Here is a 22,348-nt window from a genome sequence, read left to right as displayed (position 1 = left end):
TCCCGACAAAGGTCCTGGTGAGCGAATTCTAGTGACTTGAGTGCGATCCAGCTTGGATTTTTCTGCCTTGTTGGCTTATTACCTCCGTTGCTTGTTGAAGTTGATTGTGATCCAATGATTTCATGTCAGTCGTTGCTGTGAGAAATTTGAAGAAATCCTTTAAGAAGGGATTCATTCCTCGAAGACATGAAGTTTTAAAGGGAATGTCATTTGACGTGGCCGAGGGGACCATAACGGGGTTTCTCGGCGCAAATGGTGCGGGTAAAACAACGACCATGAAGTGTCTTCTTGGCCTCGTGTTTCCCGATTCAGGAGAGATAGAATATTTTGGCAGTCAGCCGATTTCGCAGAACATAAAAAAACGGATTGGTTTTCTCCCGGAGCACCCCTATTTCTATAACTATCTGACCGGGTTTGAGTTTCTTCGCTTTTATGGTGAATTATCTGCAAACCTGAAGGCAAAGGATCTAAAAATCAGGATTGAGAGTCTTTTGAAGCGGGTGGATTTAGCTTATGCACAAAATCGAAAATTGCGCGAATATTCTAAGGGAATGTTGCAAAAAATTGGCGTCGCTCAGGCTCTTATTCATGACCCGGATTTTATCATTCTTGATGAGCCAATGAGTGGGCTGGATCCTGATGGTCGATATTACTTGGCCGAGATAATTAAGGATACAGCCAAAATGGGCAAGTCCGTATTTTTTAGCAGCCATCATTTATTGGATGCTGAAAGACTCTGCGAAGACTTGGTAATTTTGAAATCAGGCCAGGTTGTGTACCAGGGAAAGACCGAAGCCCTTTTGGGGAGTATGGAGAGCGCCGCAACAATCACCTATTTTGATCAGGGACATAAGAAGGTTCTCGCTGCATCAAGCCCGAGTGAAATTCAATCGAAGTTGGCTCATTTGCTCAAAGGGGGTGCGCAGATTTTTGAGGTGAGGCAGGAAAGGATAAGCCTTGAGGAGGCTTTTGTTCGTATGGCAATGCGAGAGAACTCACCATGAACAGCGTTTGGGTTTTGGCTAAAAACACCTTCCTTGAGTTGATTCGGGACCGCATTTTGTATGGTCTTTTGGTTTTTGCTGTATTGTTGATCGGTTTGAGTCTTGCTCTTGGACAATTGAGCTTTGCGGAACAGTCCCGAATATCGGCTAACTTTGGCTTTACAGCGATTCATCTCAGCATGGTCGTGCTGAGCATCTTTGTTGGAAGTACCTTGGTGGCCAAGGAATTGGACAAGAAAACTATTTTTACTCTTCTTGCACGTCCTTTGTCGCGCCCTCAATTCCTTTTGGGCAAATGTTTGGGGCTCACAATGGTCACTTTGACGGTTGTTATGGGATTGGCCGTCATGCTGTGTTTTGTTTTTTTGGGGCTGAGCGTTCCCATTGATATTCAATATCTTACGGCTCTCCTCGGAATTATTTTGGAATCTTTTGTTCTCTTGGGGATGACGATATTTTTTGGCAGTTTTGCGAGTCCAGCTATGGTCGTAACTTCTTCGATTGGATTTTTTTTAATTGGCCACTGGCTCAACGATTTGAATTTTTTTGCCGGCAAAAGTAAGTCCGAAGCCTTTCTTAGATTTAGTGATTTGGTTTCTTCCTTCCTTCCGAACCTAGAGAAGTTCAATTGGCGTTCGGCAGTTATATACCAAGAAAAGATAAGCGGATTTGAGGTCATTGCTGCACTTGGATATTCTCTTTCTTGGTTTATTCTTCTTTTGACACTCACTTCGATCATTTTGCGGAGAAAAGATTTTGCCTGAGCTTGCAAGCCCTGAAACTTGGATAGTCTTTGTTTCTATTTTTTTGTTTGGTTCAATTTTTGGGAGCTTTGCGAATGTTTTAATCCACCGAGTGCCAATAAAAAAAAATATCGCCTGGCCTGGAAGCGCCTGCCCAAAATGTGGTGTTTCAATTTCTTGGAGAGACAATGTTCCGATTCTCTCCTGGCTGTTGCTAAAGGGAAAGTGCCGAAGTTGTAAGCAGTCCATCTCCTTCAGATATCCTTTTGTCGAGTTCCTTTCAGGGGCTCTTTTGGCAAGCTTATACCTTCGTCTAGGATTTTCTTGGACTCTTGCAGAGTATTCTTTATTTTCACTTGGATTAATCGTTGTCTCCTTCATTGATTACGATCATATGCTTTTGCCTGATGTTTTTACTTGGCCTGGAATTGCGCTCGGGCTTTTGGGAGCTGCTATTTCTCCCGAAAGAAGCTTTTATGAATCCTTGGCTGGATTTGGGATGGGATTTGGATTTCTATGGGCTGTGGCCTATGTCTACCTGGTTTTGCGCAAAGAGGAAGGAATGGGAGGCGGAGATATTAAGCTCATGGGTTGGATTGGAGCCGTTTTAGGTTGGCAAAGCGTTCCATTTGTGATTCTGGCTTCCAGCATAATCGGTAGCCTTGTCGGTATAGCCTTAGCAGTCAGGAGAAAGGGTGGGCTAAAGAGCACGATTCCATTTGGTCCCTACCTCGCGTTTTCAGCAATACTTTACATTTTTGGCGGAGAAAGTATCGGGCGCTGGTACCTTGGGTTCTTTCTGCCAAGCCTTTTTCCCCCTAATTGACATTTAATGTGTCGTTCGATTTAATCTCTAAAGTATTAGCGTATTTACTGCGCCGAAGCATCACTTTTAAAGGGTAGCTAGAAATGTTTTTCTCGAGCAAAAAGATCATCGGCCTCGACGTTGGTACCAGTACAATCAAGATTGCTGAACTTGATGTGAGTCGTTCGGGAGCAAAATTAGTTTCTTTTGGACTTACGCCGACTCCTGCCGGCGGAGTATCAAGTGGCGAAGTATTGGATTCTCAAATCGTTGCGGATGCAATTCGCAGAATGATGGGCGAGGTAAAAACAAAGCGTCGTCACGTTTCGACCGGACTGTGGGGATCCTCGGTCATCGTCAAGAAAATTACGATTCCACGCATGGATGAGAGTTTGGTCGCCGAGCAGATCAGATGGGAAGCTGAACAGTACATTCCTTTTGATGTGAATGACGTTAACCTGGAATACAAGGTTTTAGAGAAGATCAATCAGAGCGCTGAAACGATGGATATCATTCTTATCGCAGCTCGGCAGGAACATGTATTTAGGTATGCCGAGATCGTTGAGAGCTCCGGCCTGATCTGTTCGATTTTGGATGTTGGCGGATTTGCCTTAGCCAATTGTTTTGAGAAAAACTACGGGATTATGGAAGGGCAGGTTGTTTGTTTGCTCAATATTGGCGCGAGTGTAATAAATTATGTGGTTTTTGAAAATGGAGAAGTTGTTTTTTGTAGAGATGTGCCCGTGGGCGGCGGAACTTATAACGCTGAGATTCAAAAGGCAATGGGAGTCACACTTGAGGAGGCGGAGGCCTTGAAGATTGCGTTTTCTTCCGGGCAGCCGGGACCCGATGAATTGGGCAAGATCATTCTCAGTACCCACGATATTGTTTGCGATGAGGTCCAGGCCAGTCTTGATTTCTTTAGGAATACTTCGAATTCTGGGGCGATAACTCAATGTTTTGTGACTGGTGGTGGATCGCGAACTGGCGGTTTGGTGGATGCCTTATCTAAGAGGATCGGTGTGCGAATCGAGAATTTCAATCCCTTTATTTCCATTACCTACAATGATCGGGTTTTTTCGCCAAACTACATCTCACAGGTTCGAGATTTTTCGGCTGTCGCAATCGGGCTTGGAATGCGGGAGATAGGGGATTCATGATCAGACTGAATCTGCTTAGTGACAAATCGGCAGGCGGAGATGGTGATCTTCATTCCTCCCATATTCCGGCTGATGTGAGGGAAGTAATTGGACTCAAGAGAGAGAATTCTCTGAAGATTATTTTGATTTCTGTCTTCACCACATTTCTGTTGATCATTAGGGTCATAATGATTCTTTCAAAGACTTCAAAGGGAGACTTGAATGTTTGGGATTTCTTGAAAAAAAATTGTGCGCCAACGAGTTTGGCTGACAAACTTTGAATACACCGATAAGAAATTTTGTTTTCAGGGCGTGGCCCTCACTGATTCTGATCTCGCGGATCTGATTCAATCTTTAGACAAGAAGCGAAAGTCTTGTGAGTGCCCTCCAACGGAGGGAAAAAATGTGAATTCAGAAGATATGATTTTAAGAGATTTTGATTTAATGCCTGCCATTGAGGGGGCCAAGCAAATCCAGCAGAACGCTTTACAGTGGAAGTGATCTTAGAAATTCCGATTTGGGTTGAGTGAGTCAGAGGAAAAATGATTAGAATAAACCTGCTTAAAAATAGATCGATAGCGAGCGGCGGCGATACCACTTATGCTATTACAGTTGAAAAAGGGGCTGGAAGCGAAGTCCAAAAAGAAGCCGTCGTCAAAATCATGCTGATGTCAGTGTTCACCGTGATACTTGTATTCTTTGAAAGCAATAACGTAGACACTTTAAAAAAGGAAGAACAGGTTCTTGCCATACAGCTTGAAGAGTCACAAGCCAAGGTCAAAAAGTTAAAGGAAGAAGCAAGCAAAGTTTCTGAATTTGAAAAGCAGGGAAAAGAGCTTGAAGATAAGATGAAGATAATGAAGGCTCTTTCGAGAACAAGGCTGAGAGAGTTGAAGGCACTTGATTTTTTGCAAACAATGATACCTGAAAGAGTTTGGTTAAATAGTTTGGATTATATCGATGAAAAGTTTCGATTGAAAGGCCTAGCCCTAACCGATGATGATTTGACCGATTTGATTCAGGCTCTGGATAAGAGTTCATTTTTCTCTGAAGTTGTCCTTTTGCAAGCGAAAGAAACGACGTCGAGAGATGGTACCTTAAAGAATTTTGAGTTGACGACAACCATTGAGGGGCAGGAATGACCTTAGCGGAACGTCTCCAAACGCAATTGACTTTTGGCAAGGCACTGGGACTAGGACTGTTTTTCGCCGGTCTTTACTATTCTATTGGATATAATAATGGGTCTTCATTGAAATTGGCCATTGAGAAAAGTAAGGAGCAAATCCAGGATTCTGAAACTGAAATTAAAACCTTAGAAAATCAGATCAGCCGAATCGCCACGATGAGGAAAGTGATGGAAGTCCTTGGTGAGGAGTTTCAGTCTTTTCTCGCCTATATTCCAGAAAAACTCAGTTTACCTGAGCTTATGCGCATGATCTCAACTGAGGCCCGAGCGGCCGGGGTCAGTGTGAATGGAATTGGAGAACTTCAGAACGTGACGGCCAAGGCCAAACAGCCTGGTGCGGACCGTCAGTTCTATGAGGAGTTGGGAGTTGAAGTTGAACTGCAGGGCACTTACGCTCAAATTCTATTGTTTCTATCGTATTTGACAAAGTTGGACAAAATTCTAACTATTTCACAATTATCCATGGTCAGTCAGGCAAAGATTGGAGATAGGGAATCACCTATCATCACTTTTAGGTGTCAGATCAAAGGTTACCGATACGTAAAGAATGAGCCAACTACGTCAACCGAACCCGCGAAGAAATGAACCTTAGGAGGGGTGGCTCTATGACCGGGACGATTCGATATTTTAGTGTAGGCTTAGTCGGTTTTGGCCTGGCCATTTATTTGGCCTCGCAATTTATCACTCCATCGTTTTCTCAGAATCCACCTCCGAGTTCCAAGGGGAGTGATACGACTCCAAACTCTGGGGGGCCAGCGAATCTGACCACGAATCCAAATTCGACAACAACCGCATCGCCAGATGGGTCTATCAAACCAACACAGTCTTCTGCTGGTGCCCCAGCTCCAGATGGATCTCCTCCGGTCGATCCCGCCGTTCCTACTCAGACGGGAGGAGAAAATGAGGAGAAAGCCCCCGTTCCTCGGTTTACTGATTTTCAAACCTTTCTGGAGCCCTTCATATATGACCCGAAAAACCGGAAGGATCCATTCAAGCCCTACGTCGAGATTGATTCGATCGATCAGGGGGAGATGCAAGGCCCTCTGCTTCCTTTGCAGAGATTTGATCTCAATGAGATCCATCTGGTGGGAATTATCTGGGACGTTGGATCACCCCGGGCGATGTTCCTTGATCCAACGAATACGGTTCATATCATAGGTAAGAACGAAAGGATTGGCCGAAACAACGGTTATATTGCTATGATTCGTGAAGGAGAGGTTGTGATCGTTGAGGCCACTCGCAAAGAGGATGAAGTGATTTATACAACGACAGTGATGAAAATTTCCAGATAGTCTGTTACAGATAAGAGGGGTGTCAGGGATGATACAGTTAAAATTGAAATGCCTCTTAGTTTTTTTGTTGGCTCTTTCATGTTTGGTCTCATGTACCACGACATCGCCGAAGAGTACCTCGAGTTCAGATGATCTTGCTCTCGATTCAGGTGGAGATGATTTTACTTCCGGGGAAGATGGCGATGACCCTTCAACAGGCCTTGCGTCCGATAAGGCCAAAGAGGGCATAGAGGACAATGATGTTGCCAATGAGCTTGATAGCGATACGCCATCTGACGAGGACTCAGGTTCGAGCGAGTTTAAAGATGAAGAATTTGCGAAAAATGATTTGAAGGTCGGTGATGGTGAGCTCGATAATACGAGCGAAAAAGGAGAAGACCCTTTTTCAAATGCTCCAGACGAGCCGCAAGGAATTGCGTCTGAAAAACTTCCAGTTGAGTCTTCGAGTAACGAAGGTGAGCCTTTGGAAGGCACAAGCAATAAGAGCAGGATTTCTATTTCTGATATTAAATTTTTAGCCAATCAGGCAGGTGGAACAGTCGTTGTTGATGCCACTGGGCCGGCGAAGTATAAAACTCGGGTGAACGAATCCACAAATCAGTTTGTCTTGGAGATTGCCAACGTAAACCTCCCAAGTCGGCTCAAACGCCCCTACATTATGAAAGAGTTTGAGGGAGAGTTTGCAGCGATAAATGCCTACCAATCAGAGGGCTCTTCAACGGCAAGGATTGTTGTGCAGATGCGAAATCCGGGAAAGGCTCTCGTTCAGAGAGAAGGGAATTCCATCCTGGTTTTACCTCCAACCTCTGATAATTTGGCGGCATCTGTCGACGATGCCGAGGCGGGAGATGCTGTTAATCCCGAAGATGCGGAAACCGCAGAAGAAAAGGAAGCACAGGAATCGTCTTATGATGTTCAAAAAGCTGAGCGGGACGAGAAAACGCTCGGGGCAAAATCTTTGGAAGAGTATTTTTCGGGAGACAATAGGTTTTATGGCAGACGTCTCTCTATCCAAACCAAAGACGCCGATGTTCGTGATGCGCTGAACTTTATCGCCGAATATTCAGGTGTGAATATGATTATCTCAGATGACGTCAGTGGCACAATTTCATTGAAATTGCGCCAGGTTCCATGGGACCAAGCCCTTGTGACAATCATGCGATCGAAGCGGTTGGGATATATTCGTCAGGGAAACGTTATTCGTATTTCTACCTTGGTAACTTTACAGGCCGAGGCGGACTCATCTCGATCTATTCTCGAAACTCAAAAATCTCTCACTCCGGTCCGCGTAAAAGTTATTCCGGTTAGTTATGCTGATGTTGACAATTTGACAAAGCAATTGGGACCATTTCTCTCCGATAAACGAGGGAAAATCGCTTTCGATAATCGTACAAGTTCGCTCATTGTTACTGATACAGACGAAATCATAAACCGAATTACAAAGTTGGTTAAAAGTCTTGATGTTCCTCCGCTTCAAGTGATGATTGAGGGAAAGATTGTAGAAGCCACCGAAGAGTTTCAGAGGAGTGTCGGAGTTAACTGGAGTTTTGATGGCGAGAAGGTGAACCTCAGCCCTAGCGGTGGAGCCAATGGGGGACCTTTGGACTTAAGAGCTGGCTTGAGCATCAACCCAATTAGCCGAGCTTCACTGCTAGGTAATCCATTGGCTTTAGACCTAACTGTTGGTCGACTTGATTTTCTTGGCGAATTGGGGGCTGTCTTATCTCTTGCCGAAACAGAATCAACGATTAAGATACTTTCATCTCCTCGCATTGTAACACTCAACAAGGAATCCGCCCAGATCACTCAAGAGGGACAGGTATTAACAAGATCTACGGTCACAGATCCAACAGGAAACAAGAAGTCTTCTATAGAAAGAAATCCAGTTACTCTTAATTTGACCGTCACACCCCAAATCACCGCTGCAGGAAGCGTTATTCTTTCTGTTCTCGTCAAGCGTCAGTTTGCGACAGGGATTGTAGACCCAGAATCATTGGCGAGAGCGATCAATACTCGGGAGGCAAAAACGAAAGTGTTGGTCGACAATGGACAGACCGCTGTGATTGGCGGTGTTTATCAAAGTGATGCCTCACAAGGCGAGACGGGTGTGCCTGTTTTGAAGGACATCCCTGTGCTCGGTTGGCTTTTCAAGTATCGTCAGCGAGATTCTCAGAAAAACGAATTACTGATTTTTCTAACCCCGCGAGTGATTAACTTTGGAGAGCAGGGTAAACAGGGAGACATCGAAACATCATAGGTATGCGACAGGATGAATTTCGCAATCGGATGAGATAAATGATGAGATGAATTTCTTCTTCACTTGGGTTATTCAGTTGTGAAAGACCAGGACCCAGTAAGGCGTTCCTCTGGTTCTGTCGATTTTCCGACCCATCCTTGTACCGTTACCTTCACCGAGTAGGCAAAGTTGTCGATTTCTGGAAGGCCTCCAATATACCATCGATAATTTACATAATTGCTAGCTGAACTCCCTGGGGCAATTTCTTCCAAAAAGGTCACGTTGTCACCGAGGTCTTTCAGAGACAATTCCTTTTCAATTTCCACGTCAAGCCCCGCCTTCTTCCCGGTGATAAGAAGTTTAAAATTGACGATTGTGATTGTTTTACTTGAGCCATTTTTGACTGTGTAGCCAAACAAAAACCAAGGTCCCGTTATGGTTTCGGTTTCGAAAGTGGTAGGATCGCCATCGCCATCGTCTCGCTTGATAATGAAGTCAGTGTCAATAACAACTGGTTGTTTGGGGTTATTATCGAAATCAACTTTGCTGCTAATTCCGGAATCACTGCTGCACTGGGCGAGCGAAAGACTTGAGATCAAAAGAAATATACGCGCATAAAGTGTTAGTTTACCTGGGTTCATCACCTCTGCCCCCCTTAGTACTCTATCGACCTATTTCTGGGATTTTTGGAGGAGGCACCCTAAAAATCTTTCAGTGGCATATTCAAATGTATTTGTGGGTTCGTCGGCAGGAAGATGTGTTAATGCGAAATGTCAACCTGGGGAGCTTAAGAGATGTCTCAGAATAGCGCAAACACTCATTATGGAAGCACTCGCAAACCTTGACTAAGAAAAGAGTTTCGCTACAGTCTTGCACTTCTGGCTGGCAGGCCCTATCACCAAGGTATGGATCTTTTTTCAGCACAAGACAACCTCAGTAGAATGGATAGCAATCAGCCGCTGCCAGAAAGGTTGAGGCCGCAGTCTTTTACCGAGTTTGTTGGGCAAACAAGCGTGCTGGGTGAGAATTCTCCGCTCCGACGACAGATAGAGGAGAAGGGCGAAGTGCCAAATCTCATCCTGTGGGGTCCGCCCGGTACGGGAAAGACGACATTCAGTCGTTTGCTTGCGAAATATGTTAATGCCCAATTCTTAGAAGTCAGTGCCGTGGATACGGGTGTTAAAGTTTTAAAAAATATCGGCGAGGAGTCCCGGTATAGGAGGCTTGGGCATCGACAAAAGACTTTATTGTTTGTTGATGAAATCCATCGGTTCAATAAGGCGCAGCAGGACGTACTACTTCCATACATGGAAAGAGGAGACTTCGTCCTTGTTGGCGCCACAACTGAAAATCCCGGGTATGAATTAAATAACTCGCTGTTGAGCCGTAGTCGTCTTGTTGTTTTTGCCCCCCTTTCAGCTCTTGAGTTGAATAAAATCAGTATGCGAGCATTTGAATTATTGAAGCTCAATTCTCTCGAAGTTTTATCAGAGGAAGCTTTAAAAATACTGACTGAAAGTGCAGATGGGGATGCGCGCAGATTTATTTCATGGATTGAACAGCTTGTGGAGGCCTTTCAACTTCGCAATTGCGATAAAAATTGGAGTTTCCCATTGGATGGGAGATCTCTGTGGACGGTTTGTTCTCAGAGTTTGGTGAGACATGACCGTGCTGGCGAATCTCATTATGATTCAATTTCTGCCTTTATTAAGAGCATTCGAGGGAGTGATCCTGATGCGGGACTTTACTACCTTGCAAGAATGTTGGAAGGTGGAGAAGATCCCGTATATATTGCTCGACGATTGATCGTATTGGCTTCTGAGGACATCGGCAATGCAGACCCGCGGGCCCTTGGGGTGGCTGTCTCTGGACTACAGGCAGTGGAAGCCGTTGGATTGCCAGAAGCCGGAATTAATTTGGCCCAAGTTGTTACTTACTTGGCTTGCGCACCAAAGTCTAACCGCAGTTATCTTGGTTTCAGGAAGGCTCAGTCTTTTGTGAGAGAAACAGGCTCTCTCGCTATTCCAAAATCTCTGCGATCTGAAAATAATTTGGCAGGAAAACAGCTGGGATTTGGCCTGGGCTACGCGTATTCCCACGAAGGACCAACGGGATGGGTTGACCAGAAGTTTCTTCCTGAGGAGGCGATAGGCCATAAATTTTACGAGCCTTGTTCTCGTGGTTTTGAAAAGAACATGCAACAGTACTTAGATTGGATGAAAGGAAAGTCTAAGCCCTGAGAATGCTTTGCGAGTTCATTATCTAAAAATCGCAATGCAAAGAGAGATGAGATAGAAATTGACTAAGACCTAGCGAGTGCTCAGTAGGTCTTGTAAGCACAAATACAAACACAGGCATGAGGGCCTTCCACTTTTTTTGAGTGTCTGGTGTTGGATGGAATAACAATCCTGTCTCCTGCTCTTAGGAGCAGCTTGTTCCCCTGAAATATCAACTAACATTTGCCCAGAAGCCACCATTCTAACCTCGTCAAAGGGATGGCGATGATCTCCAATAACGGAGCCATGATCCAGACTTTCTTCAAATGGCTCGAGACCCTCGGCCTGAAATACCGCAGTGATTTGCTTGATGTCGGGAACTATTGCGGCTTGCCATCTTGTCACTAACATCAGCTACTCCAAACTTGAGGAATATTGCTCCACCTTGAAACGTCGTAATTGGACACAGGACAATAAACCAAAAATAACAGAAAACCTCAAGTCTTAGGGGTCAGAAGTCGAAAAACAGACAGGATTCTTTTGCTTGAGGAGATTGTGTTTTTGAAAAAAAGAGAAAAGCCCGCTGGGCCGCACCCAGCAGCGATTGAAATTCTTGACTACATCGAAGATTCCGATGGTTTGGTTAATCAGGGATCTTCTTATTCTGTTCTCAAGATCTTTCAGAAAGCAGATGGCAAGAGCATTAGTTTTCCGGTGGCCGAGATCGAAGAAGTTATTCCGCGAGCTGACGCTGATGGAAATCCGTTTTTACAGATAAATTTTAACTCGGGAAAGAAAATTCTACTGACTGAAAGTTTGGTTGGATTCAAGCCTGCAGCGAATCCCGGCCTCGACATGGCAAAATTACCTTCCGTGGTGACTACGCCTGACCTGATCAGTGTTGTTGACGCCATTGAAGAGTCTCTCAGTTCTGGGGCGACCCAAGTCGAAGAGTTAGAGATTTTGAGACGTGTATTTGGAAGCGTTCTAGAGGGCGGAGAAGCCATCGGCTTTGATCTCTCGTCAGAAAGGATATGGCTGACCCGAATCAGCCACGTCAACAGCAAACACTCAGCCTGAATATTTGCCTTTTGTGTCCTCACTTTTGCCCTTTCTTGAAAATTGAAGCAGAACGGAACAAGGCGATTATCACGATAATTATTTCCTATTGACCGCGAAGATTAAATTGGGCAATGTTGCCAGCGTCTCTTAAATACAAGTGGGGCATAGCTCAGCTGGGAGAGCATCTGATTTGCATTCAGAAGGTCGCAGGTTCGATCCCTGTTGCCTCCACCAAAGAATCCTTGAAATTTCAGAGAAAAAAATGCGTGAATGGATAACCCAGGTTGCCATTCCTCCGATAGTCTGGCGCAATGTGGCGCATCCCTAATTGCGGTGAAAGATTTTTGGAATGCTGAGTGAAGAGTCGGGTGCCAGGCGCGTCATTTTGGGATCGAGACTCTGGATCACCGAAGTCCAAAGATCCCCAGGACGAATCAAATTTACGTTTTGCGGTATTGCGGTGGCGCGCCCCTTCGATTGCCATAATTCTTTGCTTATTGGCACGACCTCCCCTGAGTTGAAGTCAATGAAGGACCCCGCCCAGAAAGCGTATGGAAACCCGTCGCCTCGCTTAAACAGGCTCCGATCGCCAATGACAGTCCCACCGTTGACGCCCCGGCCAAAAATAGCCACTGCGTTATCAGAGTAGTTATGATCCTTGCCCCCGTTCGCATTTAGACCAGGGGTGCGATTGAACTCACTGACGACCATAACGAGCGTTTGTTTCAGGAGATCATGCTGGCGCAAATTGGTTAAAAATTTGGCAATGCGTTCCCAGCGTTTACTTTGAGCGGCAAGATGTGTCTCCGCGTGACGGATATGAGTATCAAGGGTCGTTTCCTCTTCCGTACGAAGATCAATTTGAACGACCCTTGCGATGCCGGAATAAAGACTCGCGAACGCGAGATCCTCATCTTTCAAACTTTTTGTTTTAGCCCTGGTACGGGCCATGTCGGAGGGAACACCTCTGCTTATTTGTTGATCATATTCTTGCTGGTCAAATTCGCCATCCTGATGACCCAGAATCTCAACAAAACGAGCCAGCTTCTCGGTCTGTCCTTGAAGATCGAGAAAGCGGGTCACATTTTCCATTGAGTTTGCGTATACCGACAGGGTAGAGCTTTTCTTTCCGTAGGCCATGTTGATCAATTGTTCCCTTAAAACGGAGGTCAGTAGCGTGGGGAAAGATGCGATGTGCCCCTTTTGAAGGGGGGCATTGGTTACGACACATGCGCCAGTGCTTGCGAAGTGATTTCCGATATAGGCGCTAAAGTGAGGTGCGGACTCCTGAGTGCGGCCACTCGACATGTGCTGAATAGCGAATGGGTGGCCAAGATCATTGGGTCCAACGTAAATTCCGCGCAAGAGGGCCATCTCTTTGGCGAAAGGTGCAATCACACGAGCTGATGGACCGAGTGAAATCTGAGTGCCATCCACTTTTTCAAGTGGTTGGTTTTCGCCTTCATATCCAAGAAATAAATCCTGGGGATCAATCCCTTGTGCAGAATCAAGATGTGGGTGAAGTCCAAGGGTGGAGTCCATAGCTCCATGCACTCGGAACAGCACAAAGCGAGCACTTGGATCAGTCTGTCCTGACGCCAAGGCCCGTTGCGCCCCTAAAACAAGCGAAGACAATGAAGGAGGTACGAGGTGTTCAAAGGCTGACAGGCAAGTCAGCCCCCCAATATTTTTTAAGAATTCACGACGATCTGACATGACTAATCCTCTCTCAAACCTGCAATACCGGCCCCAAGCGCAGCAAGATCGCAGTTTCGGCATAAATTTCATAAACGAGTGGCAACTTTGCGTTTCCGTCACGACTTTCAAGATCGGCAAGTTGTTTTAAAATAAAGCGGGCAAGCTCACCTTTGTTTGCGATCGGCAAACCAAAAACTGTATTCTGGCCGATGTAACTCCGCTCCTCCAGAATCTCTTCTGGTCCGATTAGGAATTCGATAAATTGGCTCATCATAGAAAGGCGCAAATCCATATCAAGACTGTGAAACTGTACGCGAGTCCAAAAGGCCCATTTTTTTGCTTGTCTATCAGAATAGGCGCAAGCCTCAGCCAATCCCATTTCTTGATCACAAGGGAGTTTTTCCAAGCGCTTTGAGATCGCTGCATCCAGTTCATTGCCAAGAATCAATTGCGAATTCTGGTGTGCAAGTGTTTGGTCCATAAATGTCATCTTCGATACCTCGTAGACACAATCTTGATAGAACTGATAAAAAAGGGCTCCGGGTTCCTTTTCCAAAGCACTGCCTTGAAGGGGATCAATGGCTCCGATAACGGGAGCGGATTTTCATCGATCCTCAAGCAGGACGATGACCTGATAGAGTCATTCATCACGGGGAAGATGCGCTTAAACTGCTGAATCACTCCATAGGGCGAAGGAAAGCGCTCAAAACTTTCCTCAAAACTTGCCGTATTTATCAACGAATTTCGTATCTGATTCGGAATTGGCTTTTTTGAAAAAGCATATACCTGGGATGCGATCACCGCAGATAAAAAAATCATTGTAAACTGGCCAATTGTCATTTTTTACTCCTTGGATATTGCAAGAGACGCTGAACTTCATCGGGGTTCAGGATCGGAGGTTCTCCCTTAACGAGCGGTGCACCTTCTTGGATCCAAGTCTTCACATCTTGGACTTCTTGAGCTGTCGGTTCCCACCAATGGCTCTTGGGCGGCATGGTTCGGTTCCTTCCGTCATTGGTCAAGTCCAAAACAACTGCAATTTTTGCGAGGTTAAGTTTTAACTTGTCACCCCGAGTTTTCAGGAATGATCCGTGACAGAACTGACATTCCTCCAATACTACTGCCGATTTGGTCAATGAGGTTGGTTCCTCAAATTGGCTGGGAATCCCCTGGAATTCAGGAGACAAAAGGAGATTTTCAACTGATGATTTAATATTGCGGCCAGATTTCTCGAAGTCTTCAATGAGTGTCGCAAACCGGACGGGATGGATATCCACGTCCCTCCCCATGATCCATGTCACCAGCCAATTGAGCTGGCAATCGACGTATTTTTGCTGCTGGGTCGCTTTCCTGATCAGATCCGAGAAATTCTTGACAGGAATGTCTTGGATATCATCAAAGGAATTGTAAAACTTGAGATTCCCAGGTGAAGGGAATGCCGCTACGCCAAGTTCAAGAGGGCGCATAGTTCGCGCCATCGGATCGAGGCGCATGTGGCATTGCCGACAGTCCTTTTGATTGGCGTGGCGGGTGCGGTGAATTTCCTCAAGGCTACGAACTGTGGTTCGTGCCTCGCTCACGCCGAGAGCCAATGCCTCTTCACGCCCTTGCTGCTGGTCACGCTCGAGTGCGGGTGCCATTTCGTCACAGAGCATGATTTTGAAGATAGCAGCCGCACGTTTGCGATTGCCATTGGCCGGACTATTCCAGTAGCGTTCTAAAAAGCGCTTGGTGGAAAAGAGTCCAGCTATATTGGGATGACCATTGAGGTCTATCACCTGAGGAACAAGACTGCTGATTTCCGGATACCGCTTCCGTTCGTCCTCGCTCATCTCCTGAATGGCACTTTCGCGCTTGCCGTCAATTTCAAATCCAATAAAGCCGGAAAGGGGGCTGTCACCAGGGACGAATCTGCGCCAATACACCTGACTCGTGAATAACTCATCAATTGGACGATTGAGCTTAAAGACGCGGTAGACGAGAAGATCTTCAGTCGAATCATTATCAAAAGAAGTGATTCCATTCCCATCTATTGGAAACGGCGGGCGCTCGGGCGCTCTCAGCCCAAAACGTTCGTAAGTTTTAAGAACGGCTTCCGAGTAAAAATCGCCGGTATCCATTTTTTCGCCAATATACGTCCGAAAGAAGTCTTGTAGGCAAGGCACTTGAGAACAGCCCGTTCGCAGCTTTTCGTTTTTGAGCCTTGAAAACTCATGTGGTGAGGGCCATTTTCCTGTTAAGCGTTCCGAAATTTTGGTGAGGTAGCCTTCCGCGCTCAACGGCTTGGCAACAGATGAGGTAGATATCACCAAACCCACGGCGAAAGAAATGAGGAATTTCATTTCTTGTACTCCTCTCCTCTGAACGTCCAATCTGAAAATAACCCATTGAAGGAATAATTTGCTTCGTCCTCGGCTCGAAATGAGTAATTTGTTAACTCCAGTAGCTTAATCCTTTCGGAGTCTCTGACTTGGTCAATCGCTTGCGTAAACTGGGTGAAAATGCTTGTAAAATCCATGTCCCATTTCATCTCACAGAGATTATCGTCCGGATCAAAGAGATTTGGGGCTTGGAAGCTGAGCTGGATTTGATAAGTTATGCCCATAGGAAGAAATGCGGAGAGCCCGCCATAGCCTTTGCGTGGACGACCGAACTCGATCCGGTTGCCACTGACTTTTAGTGGTATGCCTTCAAAGCGACTCGTGATTTGATTGACTGCGGTGGACTGTGACTTTCGGGTTAGGTCGAGTTCGGGATTTGCCATCTCGAAATTCTCGTCCCAAAGAAGTGCCGTGACGTCTCTTGGCAAGACGCCTTCACATGATTCTTTACATTCAAACCAACCTACGGCAGAAGGATTTTCAACGGCGATTCTTTGAATCTCTTGAACTTGTATGTCTCGTGAAATCATTCTTGCCAAGTCCGCTTCAAAAAAACTACTTTTGCCATTTCTCGACTGCAGTGAGGTTTCAGATACGACCTCATTCCTTTTTTCATCAGTGTTGAATCTGGTTACAGATTCACCTCGTTTTGTGGGGTGGGACTTCCAGACGGGAATCAAGCTCCTCACGATCACCGGAACCACATATCCCCACTTCAATCCGAGTCTGCTGGAACAAGAATTTTCAGAGAGAGTTATCGTTGACGATAAGGGGATCAGCCTTTCCACTTGTTTAAGTTCAACAGAGTTGCCGTTCGGCAACTCTATGATAACGGGTTCACCAACCTTCTTAATAACGATAGGGATTTTTTCCTGGATGGGGCTTTTGTCCTGTTCTTCGGCCAAACCAGTTTGACAAAGAATGAGACAAACTGCCGCACGGGCGAGCTTTAAGACCATCGGTTCCACGATTACCATGTCGTCCTCAAAATCAAAAAAGGGTTGCTTGCGGGTTAGACTGCAAAAGAGGGCCCATCTGCAATTCAAGTCAGGATTCTCATTTAGGCGGAAAATGCGGTGGCATATGATTGGACTCCCATAAAATGTCACCAATTTGCAAAATTTGTCATTTAAGCAAGCGCACATCTCTCGTTCCCACTCCCTTCCATCCAATCTATCCAAAGCAGATGAGGATCGCGTTTCAAGCTTGAGCTATGAGTCTCAGCAAAATTGAAAAAATAAAAAAATGCGACATCGAGCAATTAAGAGAACCGCTCAAAAGATCGCAAAAGTCGCAAGAAAACACACCATGTCGAGGGTAAACGACTCACCGCTCTCGAATTCGCTCCCCACAAAATATTTGATAAATTATTGTAAATTCAGCTAGTTACTTATGGTTATAAAAAATGTGGTGTGGTTCAGAAATAAATATTTCGGAATTCCAATTATAATAAAAAAGATTATTGACCTAATCGCCTCATTGCCCTATTTTCTCAGCCTCTCGAATTTCGATCTTTGAAAACTGAATAGCTAGTCAAATAATGGTTTTGGGTCCCTTCAGGAGTAGCTAGAAATAGCTTCAACTGTAAGGGTCAATTTTTTAAGCAAGCGTATATTAAGCTCCAAAAATTTGGAGGCAGATTACGCTCTTGATGTTGAAATTTGAATTTCATTTTTTAACTGAAGAGTTTGATTCTGGCTCAGAGCAAACGCTGGCGGCGTGCCTAATACATGCAAGTCGAACGGGGAAAGTTCTTCGGAATGAGTACTAGTGGCGCACGGGTGAGTAACACGTGGATAATCTGCCTTTTGGTGGGGAATAACTAGTCGAAAGATTAGATAATACCGCATGAGACCACAATATCTCCGGATATAGGGGTCAAAGATTTATCGCCAAAAGATGAGTCCGCGTCCGATTAGCTAGTTGGTGGGGTAATGGCCTACCAAGGCGACGATCGGTAGCTGGTCTGAGAGGATGATCAGCCACACTGGAACTGAGACACGGTCCAGACTCCTACGGGAGGCAGCAGTAGGGAATATTGCACAATGGGGGAAACCCTGATGCAGCGACGCCGCGTGAGTGATGAAGGCCTTCGGGTTGTAAAGCTCTGTTCTGCGGGAAGAAATAAATGACGGTACCGCAGAAGAAAGGACCGGCTAACTTCGTGCCAGCAGCCGCGGTAATACGAAGGGTCCTAGCGTTGTTCGGAATCATTGGGCGTAAAGCGGGTGTAGGCGGCCAACTAAGTCAGAAGTGAAAGCCCCGGGCTCAACCCGGGAAGTGCTTTTGAAACTGGTTGGCTTGAGTATGGGAGAGGATAGTAGAATTCCTGGTGTAGTGGTGAAATACGTAGATATCAGGAGGAATACCGGTGGCGAAGGCGGCTATCTGGCCCAACACTGACGCTCAGACCCGAAAGCGTGGGGAGCAAACAGGATTAGATACCCTGGTAGTCCACGCTGTAAACTATGGATACTTGGTGTTGGAGGTATTGACCCCTTCAGTGCCGAAGCTAACGCGTTAAGTATCCCGCCTGGGGAGTACGGCCGCAAGGTTAAAACTCAAAGAAATTGACGGGGGCCCGCACAAGCGGTGGAGCATGTGGTTTAATTCGATGCAACGCGAAAAACCTTACCTGGGCTCGAAATGTAGTGGAAGACACCTGGAGACAGGGTCGCCTTCGGGCCGCTATATAGGTGCTGCATGGCTGTCGTCAGCTCGTGTCGTGAGATGTTGGGTTAAGTCCCGCAACGAGCGCAACCCCTATCTTTAGTTGCCAGCATTAAGTTGGGCACTCTAGAGAGACTGCCGACGTTAAGTCGGAGGAAGGTGGGGATGACGTCAAGTCCTCATGGCCTTTATGTCCAGGGCTACACACGTGCTACAATGGTCGGTACAAAGGGAAGCAAAATCGCAAGATCTCGCAAATCCCAAAAAGCCGATCTAAGTTCGGATTGGAGTCTGCAACTCGACTCCATGAAGTTGGAATCGCTAGTAATCGCGGATCAGCATGCCGCGGTGAATACGTTCCCGGGCCTTGTACACACCGCCCGTCACACCATGAAAGTTGGTTGTACCAGAAGTCGCTGTGCTGACCGCAAGGAAGCAGGCGCCCAAGGTACGGCTGATGATTGGGGTGAAGTCGTAACAAGGTAGCCGTAGGGGAACCTGCGGCTGGATCACCTCCTTTCTAAGGATGCTGGGGTTTTCGAGAGAGAACCTCCATTCTATGGTCAACCCAAGACCTCTGACTAGCTGTTTAGTTTTGAGAGAGTGAACTCGTATCAAGGCTCCGTTTGAGATGTAAATCTTCTCGGATGGGTTTCGCTTGGTATTGTAGTGGGCCTGTAGCTCAGTTGGTTAGAGCACACGCTTGATAAGCGTGGGGTCAGAAGTTCAAGTCTTCTCAGGCCCACCATGTAATTCGCCAATTTATTTTGGACAATTACATGATGAGCTTGAAGAGTTTTGATTGATCTTTGAAAACTGAATAGATTATGAATTAGATATTAGAAATTGCTTAATTTGAGTAATATTTTTAATTGAGTTCAAGTAATTCTTAGCAAGGTAAATACCTATTAAGTTATGAAGCTACTAAGAGCTTATGGTGGATGCCTTGGCATCAGGAAGCTATGAAGGACGCGGTAAGCTGCGATAAGCTTCGGGGAGCGGCACACACGCTTTGATCCGGAGATGTCCGAATGGGGAAACCCACCAGTTTTACTGGTATCTTGAGGCGAATACATAGTTTCAAGAAGCGAACGAGGGGAAGTGAAACATCTCAGTACCCTCAGGAAAAGAAATCAACGAGATTCCCTCAGTAGTGGCGAGCGAACGGGGAAAAGTCTAAACCTCTTGTATGTTAAAGCTCCTAGGCGTTGTACAGGAGGGGTCGCGGGACTTTCGGAAGTCGCTAGGATGACTTCGCAGAGTTAAAAGTTAAAGTTTAGTAGAACGATTTGGAAAAATCGGCCAAAGAAGGTGATAGCCCTGTAAATAAAAAGCTTTAGCCTCTGGAAAGGATCCCGAGTACCACCGGACACGTGAAACCCGGTGGGAATTTGGGGAGACCACTCTCTAAGACTAAATATTCCCTGATGACCGATAGTGCACTAGTACAGTGATGGAAAGGTGAAAAGAACCCCGAGAGGGGAGTGAAATAGAATCTGAAACCATAGGCTTACAAGCAGTGGAAGCACTATGCACAAATGTGCCAGTGTGACCGCGTACCTTTTGCATAATGAGTCAGCGAGTTATTGTTGCAGGCGCTAGGTTAAGCCGTTAGGTGGAGCCGTAGCGAAAGCGAGTCTGAAATGGGCGTTAGTCTGCAGTAATAGACCCGAAACCCGGTGATCTAATCATGGCCAGGGTGAAGCGTGGGTAACACCACGTGGAGGCCCGAACTAGTTGAGGTTGAAAACTCTTTGGATGAGCTGTGATTAGGGGTGAAAGGCCAATCAAACCGGGTGATAGCTGGTTCTCTCCGAAATATATTTAGGTATAGCCTTGGGAAATTCTATCCCGGAGGTAGAGCACTGAATGGGCTAGGGGTCTTTACCAGATTACCAAACCCAATCAAACTCCGAATGCCGGTGATAGTTATCCCAAGAGGCAGTCTCAGGGTGATAAGGTCATGAGACGAGAGGGAAAGAGCCCAGATCGCCAGCTAAGGTCCCAAAATACATACTAAGTGGTAAACGTTGTGGAGCTACTGAGACAACCAGGAGGTTGGCTTAGAAGCAGCAAGCCTTTAAAGAAAGCGTAATAGCTCACTGGTCTAGTGGCTCTGCGCGGAAGATTTAACGGGGCTAAAGTATGTTACCGAAGCTGCGAGCTTATAGAAACTATTCTATAAGCGGTAGGAGAGCGTTCTAGCGTAGGCTGAAGGTCGACCGTGAGGACGGCTGGACGAACTAGAAGTGATCATGCTGACATAAGTAGCGTTTAAAGACAAGTGAAAAACCCGTCCGCCGAAAACTCAAGGGTTCCTGGGCAAGGATAATCCTCCCAGGGTTAGTCGAGACCTAAGGCGAGGCCAATTGGCGTAGTCGATGGATGAACGGTTAATATTCCGTTACCGATTTTGATGTAAGTACAGGAGAGACGGACTAAGATATACCAGCCTGTTATTGGATTCAGGTGTAAGCGTGTAAGAGGTGGAGTTGGCAAATCCGCTCCACATTAACTCTGAGGCGTGAATGCGAGGGGGTTATCCCCGGAAGTGGTAGAATCTATGGTTCCAAGAAAATCTTCGGTATGTTTTCAGGATTGCTCGTACCGTAAACCGACTCAGGTGGGTGAGATGAGAATTCTCAGGCGATTAGGTTAAACCTGGTTAAGGAACTCGGCAACTTGACACCGTAACTTCGGGATAAGGTGTGCCATCGCGAGTGTAAGCCTTTACGGCTGAAGCTTTCGGTGGTCGCAGAGGCTAGGGAGTAGCGACTGTTTATCAAAAACACAGGCATGTGCAAAGTCTCAAGACGACGTATACATGCTGACGCCTGCCCGGTGCTGGAAGGTTAAGAGGATTTGTCAGCTTCGGCGAAGCAGAGAATCGAAGCCCCAGTAAACGGCGGCCGTAACTATAACGGTCCTAAGGTAGCGAAATTCCTTGTCGGGTAAGTTCCGACCTGCACGAATGGCGTAACGACTTCTCCGGTGTCTCAACCAGGTGCCTAGCGAATTTGAACTCGCAGTGAAAATGCTGCGTTCCCGCAGATGGACGGAAAGACCCCGTGAACCTTTACTCTAGCTTGGCAGTGATCTTAGATTCAATATGTGTAGCATAGGTGGGAGCCTTTGAAGCCAGGACGCTAGTCTTGGTGGAGGCATCATTGAAATACCACCCTTGTTGGCTTTGAGATCTAACCTGCGCTCATTATCTGGGCGAGGGACACTGTCTGGTGGGGAGTTTGACTGGGGCGGTCGCCTCCAAAAAAGTAACGGAGGCGTACGAAGGTTCCCTCAGCCTGATCGGAAACCAGGCGTCGAGTGCATTGGCATAAGGGAGCTTAACTGCAAGACCTACAAGTCGAGCAGGTGCGAAAGCAGGTCAAAGTGATCCGGTGGTCCCGCGTGGAAGGGCCATCGCTAAACGGATAAAAGGTACTCCGGGGATAACAGGCTGATACCGCCCAAGAGTTCACATCGACGGCGGTGTTTGGCACCTCGATGTCGGCTCATCTCATCCTGGGGCTGGAGCAGGTCCCAAGGGTATGGCTGTTCGCCATTTAAAGAGGTACGCGAGCTGGGTTCAGAACGTCGTGAGACAGTTTGGTCCTTATCTTCTGTGGGCGTAGGAAAATTGAGTGGAGCTGTCCTTAGTACGAGAGGACCGGGATGGACAAACCTCTGGTGTTCCTGTTGTCGCGCCAGCGGCATCGCAGGGTAGCTATGTTTGGAACGGATAACCGCTGAAAGCATCTAAGCGGGAAGCCAACCACAAGATTAGATTTCCCTGGGGCTTCGGCCCCCTTAAGACTCCTTCGAGACTAGAAGGTTGATAGGCAGGAGGTATACGCACGGTAACGTGTTAAGCTGACCTGTACTAATTGTTCGTGAGGCTTTTTTTATAGCTTTAGGT

General features: G+C 46.4%; 18 protein-coding genes, 1 tRNA gene and 2 rRNA genes. 15 read left to right on the top strand and 6 right to left on the bottom strand.

Annotated features, from left to right (window positions below; genetic code table 11):
* Positions 1–122: 122 nt before the first annotated feature.
* The 10 genes from IPJ71_13615 to pilQ all read left to right on the top strand — a co-directional run bounded on the left by IPJ71_13615 (position 123) and on the right by pilQ (position 8,426).
* Positions 123–1,004 (top strand): ABC transporter ATP-binding protein, encoded by an 882-nt coding sequence (locus tag IPJ71_13615; GenBank protein MBK7844702.1) that lies wholly within the window; start codon positions 123–125, stop codon positions 1,002–1,004.
* Entirely contained in the window at positions 1,001–1,768 is a 768-nt protein-coding gene (locus tag IPJ71_13610) for an ABC transporter permease (GenBank protein MBK7844701.1), read from the top strand. The genes IPJ71_13615 and IPJ71_13610 overlap by 4 nt, the downstream gene beginning before the upstream one ends.
* Before the next feature lie 22 nt (positions 1,769–1,790).
* Complete coding sequence (locus IPJ71_13605; GenBank protein ID MBK7844700.1) at positions 1,791–2,573, top strand: prepilin peptidase; 783 nt, start codon at positions 1,791–1,793, stop codon at positions 2,571–2,573.
* Between the two features lie 83 nt (positions 2,574–2,656).
* On the top strand, positions 2,657–3,712 hold the full coding sequence (gene pilM, locus IPJ71_13600) for a type IV pilus assembly protein PilM (GenBank protein MBK7844699.1): 1,056 nt from the start codon (positions 2,657–2,659) through the stop codon (positions 3,710–3,712).
* Positions 3,709–3,972, top strand: coding sequence for a hypothetical protein (locus tag IPJ71_13595; GenBank protein ID MBK7844698.1), 264 nt, complete (start codon positions 3,709–3,711; stop codon positions 3,970–3,972). The genes pilM and IPJ71_13595 overlap by 4 nt, the downstream gene beginning before the upstream one ends.
* A gap of 31 nt (positions 3,973–4,003) precedes the next feature.
* Positions 4,004–4,192 carry a hypothetical protein gene (locus IPJ71_13590; GenBank protein ID MBK7844697.1) on the top strand — a complete coding sequence of 63 codons (189 nt, stop codon included), beginning with the start codon at positions 4,004–4,006 and terminating at the stop codon, positions 4,190–4,192.
* A gap of 41 nt (positions 4,193–4,233) precedes the next feature.
* Positions 4,234–4,833 carry a PilN domain-containing protein gene (locus tag IPJ71_13585; GenBank protein ID MBK7844696.1) on the top strand — a complete coding sequence of 200 codons (600 nt, stop codon included), beginning with the start codon at positions 4,234–4,236 and terminating at the stop codon, positions 4,831–4,833.
* Positions 4,830–5,462 carry a type 4a pilus biogenesis protein PilO gene (pilO, locus tag IPJ71_13580; GenBank protein MBK7844695.1) on the top strand — a complete coding sequence of 211 codons (633 nt, stop codon included), beginning with the start codon at positions 4,830–4,832 and terminating at the stop codon, positions 5,460–5,462. The genes IPJ71_13585 and pilO overlap by 4 nt, the downstream gene beginning before the upstream one ends.
* Positions 5,463–5,482: 20 nt before the next feature.
* A complete protein-coding gene (locus tag IPJ71_13575) occupies positions 5,483–6,169 on the top strand; it encodes a pilus assembly protein PilP (GenBank protein MBK7844694.1) in 687 nt (228 codons plus the stop codon).
* Between the two features lie 28 nt (positions 6,170–6,197).
* Entirely contained in the window at positions 6,198–8,426 is a 2,229-nt protein-coding gene (pilQ, locus tag IPJ71_13570; GenBank protein ID MBK7844693.1) for a type IV pilus secretin PilQ, read from the top strand.
* A gap of 68 nt (positions 8,427–8,494) precedes the next feature.
* Here the strand turns inward: pilQ and IPJ71_13565 are convergent, their stop codons facing one another.
* Positions 8,495–9,046: a hypothetical protein gene (locus IPJ71_13565; protein ID MBK7844692.1), complete on the bottom strand. Its 552-nt coding sequence runs from the start codon at positions 9,044–9,046 to the stop codon at positions 8,495–8,497.
* A 300-nt stretch (positions 9,047–9,346) separates the two neighbouring features.
* Between IPJ71_13565 and IPJ71_13560 the strand changes: the two genes are divergently transcribed.
* On the top strand, positions 9,347–10,645 hold the full coding sequence (locus tag IPJ71_13560; protein MBK7844691.1) for a replication-associated recombination protein A: 1,299 nt from the start codon (positions 9,347–9,349) through the stop codon (positions 10,643–10,645).
* A 69-nt stretch (positions 10,646–10,714) separates the two neighbouring features.
* Here the strand turns inward: IPJ71_13560 and IPJ71_13555 are convergent, their stop codons facing one another.
* Entirely contained in the window at positions 10,715–11,032 is a 318-nt protein-coding gene (locus IPJ71_13555) for a hypothetical protein (GenBank protein MBK7844690.1), read from the bottom strand.
* A 150-nt stretch (positions 11,033–11,182) separates the two neighbouring features.
* Between IPJ71_13555 and IPJ71_13550 the strand changes: the two genes are divergently transcribed.
* Positions 11,183–11,701: a hypothetical protein gene (locus IPJ71_13550; protein MBK7844689.1), complete on the top strand. Its 519-nt coding sequence runs from the start codon at positions 11,183–11,185 to the stop codon at positions 11,699–11,701.
* Positions 11,702–12,007: 306 nt separating this feature from the next.
* Here IPJ71_13550 and IPJ71_13545 read toward each other — a convergent pair whose 3' ends face one another.
* The 4 genes from IPJ71_13545 to IPJ71_13530 all read right to left on the bottom strand — a co-directional run bounded on the left by IPJ71_13545 (position 12,008) and on the right by IPJ71_13530 (position 16,739).
* Positions 12,008–13,399: a DUF1501 domain-containing protein gene (locus IPJ71_13545; protein MBK7844688.1), complete on the bottom strand. Its 1,392-nt coding sequence runs from the start codon at positions 13,397–13,399 to the stop codon at positions 12,008–12,010.
* A 13-nt stretch (positions 13,400–13,412) separates the two neighbouring features.
* Complete coding sequence (locus IPJ71_13540; protein ID MBK7844687.1) at positions 13,413–13,862, bottom strand: hypothetical protein; 450 nt, start codon at positions 13,860–13,862, stop codon at positions 13,413–13,415.
* Between the two features lie 355 nt (positions 13,863–14,217).
* The gene (locus IPJ71_13535) at positions 14,218–15,723 is read right to left on the bottom strand and encodes a DUF1588 domain-containing protein (protein MBK7844686.1); all 1,506 of its coding nucleotides are present in this window, start codon (positions 15,721–15,723) and stop codon (positions 14,218–14,220) included.
* The gene (locus tag IPJ71_13530) at positions 15,720–16,739 is read right to left on the bottom strand and encodes a hypothetical protein (GenBank protein MBK7844685.1); all 1,020 of its coding nucleotides are present in this window, start codon (positions 16,737–16,739) and stop codon (positions 15,720–15,722) included. Before IPJ71_13530 ends, IPJ71_13535 begins: the two co-directional genes overlap by 4 nt.
* Before the next feature lie 699 nt (positions 16,740–17,438).
* On the opposite strand from IPJ71_13530, the gene IPJ71_13525 reads away from it, so the two are divergent.
* The 3 genes from IPJ71_13525 to IPJ71_13515 all read left to right on the top strand — a co-directional run bounded on the left by IPJ71_13525 (position 17,439) and on the right by IPJ71_13515 (position 22,337).
* Positions 17,439–18,952, top strand: a 16S ribosomal RNA gene (locus IPJ71_13525).
* Positions 18,953–19,103: 151 nt separating this feature from the next.
* Positions 19,104–19,180, top strand: a tRNA-Ile gene (locus IPJ71_13520).
* Positions 19,181–19,346: 166 nt separating this feature from the next.
* Positions 19,347–22,337, top strand: a 23S ribosomal RNA gene (locus tag IPJ71_13515).
* The 16S and 23S rRNA genes sit together here with 1 tRNA gene alongside, the layout of an rRNA operon.
* Positions 22,338–22,348 lie beyond the last annotated feature (11 nt).

Source organism: Bdellovibrionales bacterium, assembly GCA_016714165.1.
Taxonomy (GTDB): domain Bacteria; phylum Bdellovibrionota; class Bdellovibrionia; order Bdellovibrionales; family UBA1609; genus JADJVA01.
Note: the sequence above shows the minus strand (reverse complement) of the source record. Positions and strands in the feature narration are given on the sequence as shown.

Excerpts from the sequence above, each read along its gene's own strand:
- IPJ71_13615 (MBK7844702.1), top strand. The coding sequence starts at position 123 with ATGTCAGTCGTTGCTGTGAGAAATTTGAAGAAATCCTTTAAGAAGGGA.
- IPJ71_13610 (MBK7844701.1), top strand. The coding sequence starts at position 1,001 with ATGAACAGCGTTTGGGTTTTGGCTAAAAACACCTTCCTTGAGTTGATT.
- pilM (MBK7844699.1), top strand. The coding sequence starts at position 2,657 with ATGTTTTTCTCGAGCAAAAAGATCATCGGCCTCGACGTTGGTACCAGT.
- IPJ71_13595 (MBK7844698.1), top strand. The coding sequence starts at position 3,709 with ATGATCAGACTGAATCTGCTTAGTGACAAATCGGCAGGCGGAGATGGT.
- IPJ71_13585 (MBK7844696.1), top strand. The coding sequence starts at position 4,234 with ATGATTAGAATAAACCTGCTTAAAAATAGATCGATAGCGAGCGGCGGC.
- pilO (MBK7844695.1), top strand. The coding sequence starts at position 4,830 with ATGACCTTAGCGGAACGTCTCCAAACGCAATTGACTTTTGGCAAGGCA.
- IPJ71_13575 (MBK7844694.1), top strand. The coding sequence starts at position 5,483 with ATGACCGGGACGATTCGATATTTTAGTGTAGGCTTAGTCGGTTTTGGC.
- pilQ (MBK7844693.1), top strand. The coding sequence starts at position 6,198 with ATGATACAGTTAAAATTGAAATGCCTCTTAGTTTTTTTGTTGGCTCTT.
- IPJ71_13565 (MBK7844692.1), bottom strand. The coding sequence starts at position 9,046 with ATGAACCCAGGTAAACTAACACTTTATGCGCGTATATTTCTTTTGATC.
- IPJ71_13560 (MBK7844691.1), top strand. The coding sequence starts at position 9,347 with ATGGATAGCAATCAGCCGCTGCCAGAAAGGTTGAGGCCGCAGTCTTTT.
- IPJ71_13555 (MBK7844690.1), bottom strand. The coding sequence starts at position 11,032 with ATGTTAGTGACAAGATGGCAAGCCGCAATAGTTCCCGACATCAAGCAA.
- IPJ71_13545 (MBK7844688.1), bottom strand. The coding sequence starts at position 13,399 with ATGTCAGATCGTCGTGAATTCTTAAAAAATATTGGGGGGCTGACTTGC.
- IPJ71_13540 (MBK7844687.1), bottom strand. The coding sequence starts at position 13,862 with ATGGACCAAACACTTGCACACCAGAATTCGCAATTGATTCTTGGCAAT.
- IPJ71_13535 (MBK7844686.1), bottom strand. The coding sequence starts at position 15,723 with ATGAAATTCCTCATTTCTTTCGCCGTGGGTTTGGTGATATCTACCTCA.
- IPJ71_13530 (MBK7844685.1), bottom strand. The coding sequence starts at position 16,739 with ATGGTAATCGTGGAACCGATGGTCTTAAAGCTCGCCCGTGCGGCAGTT.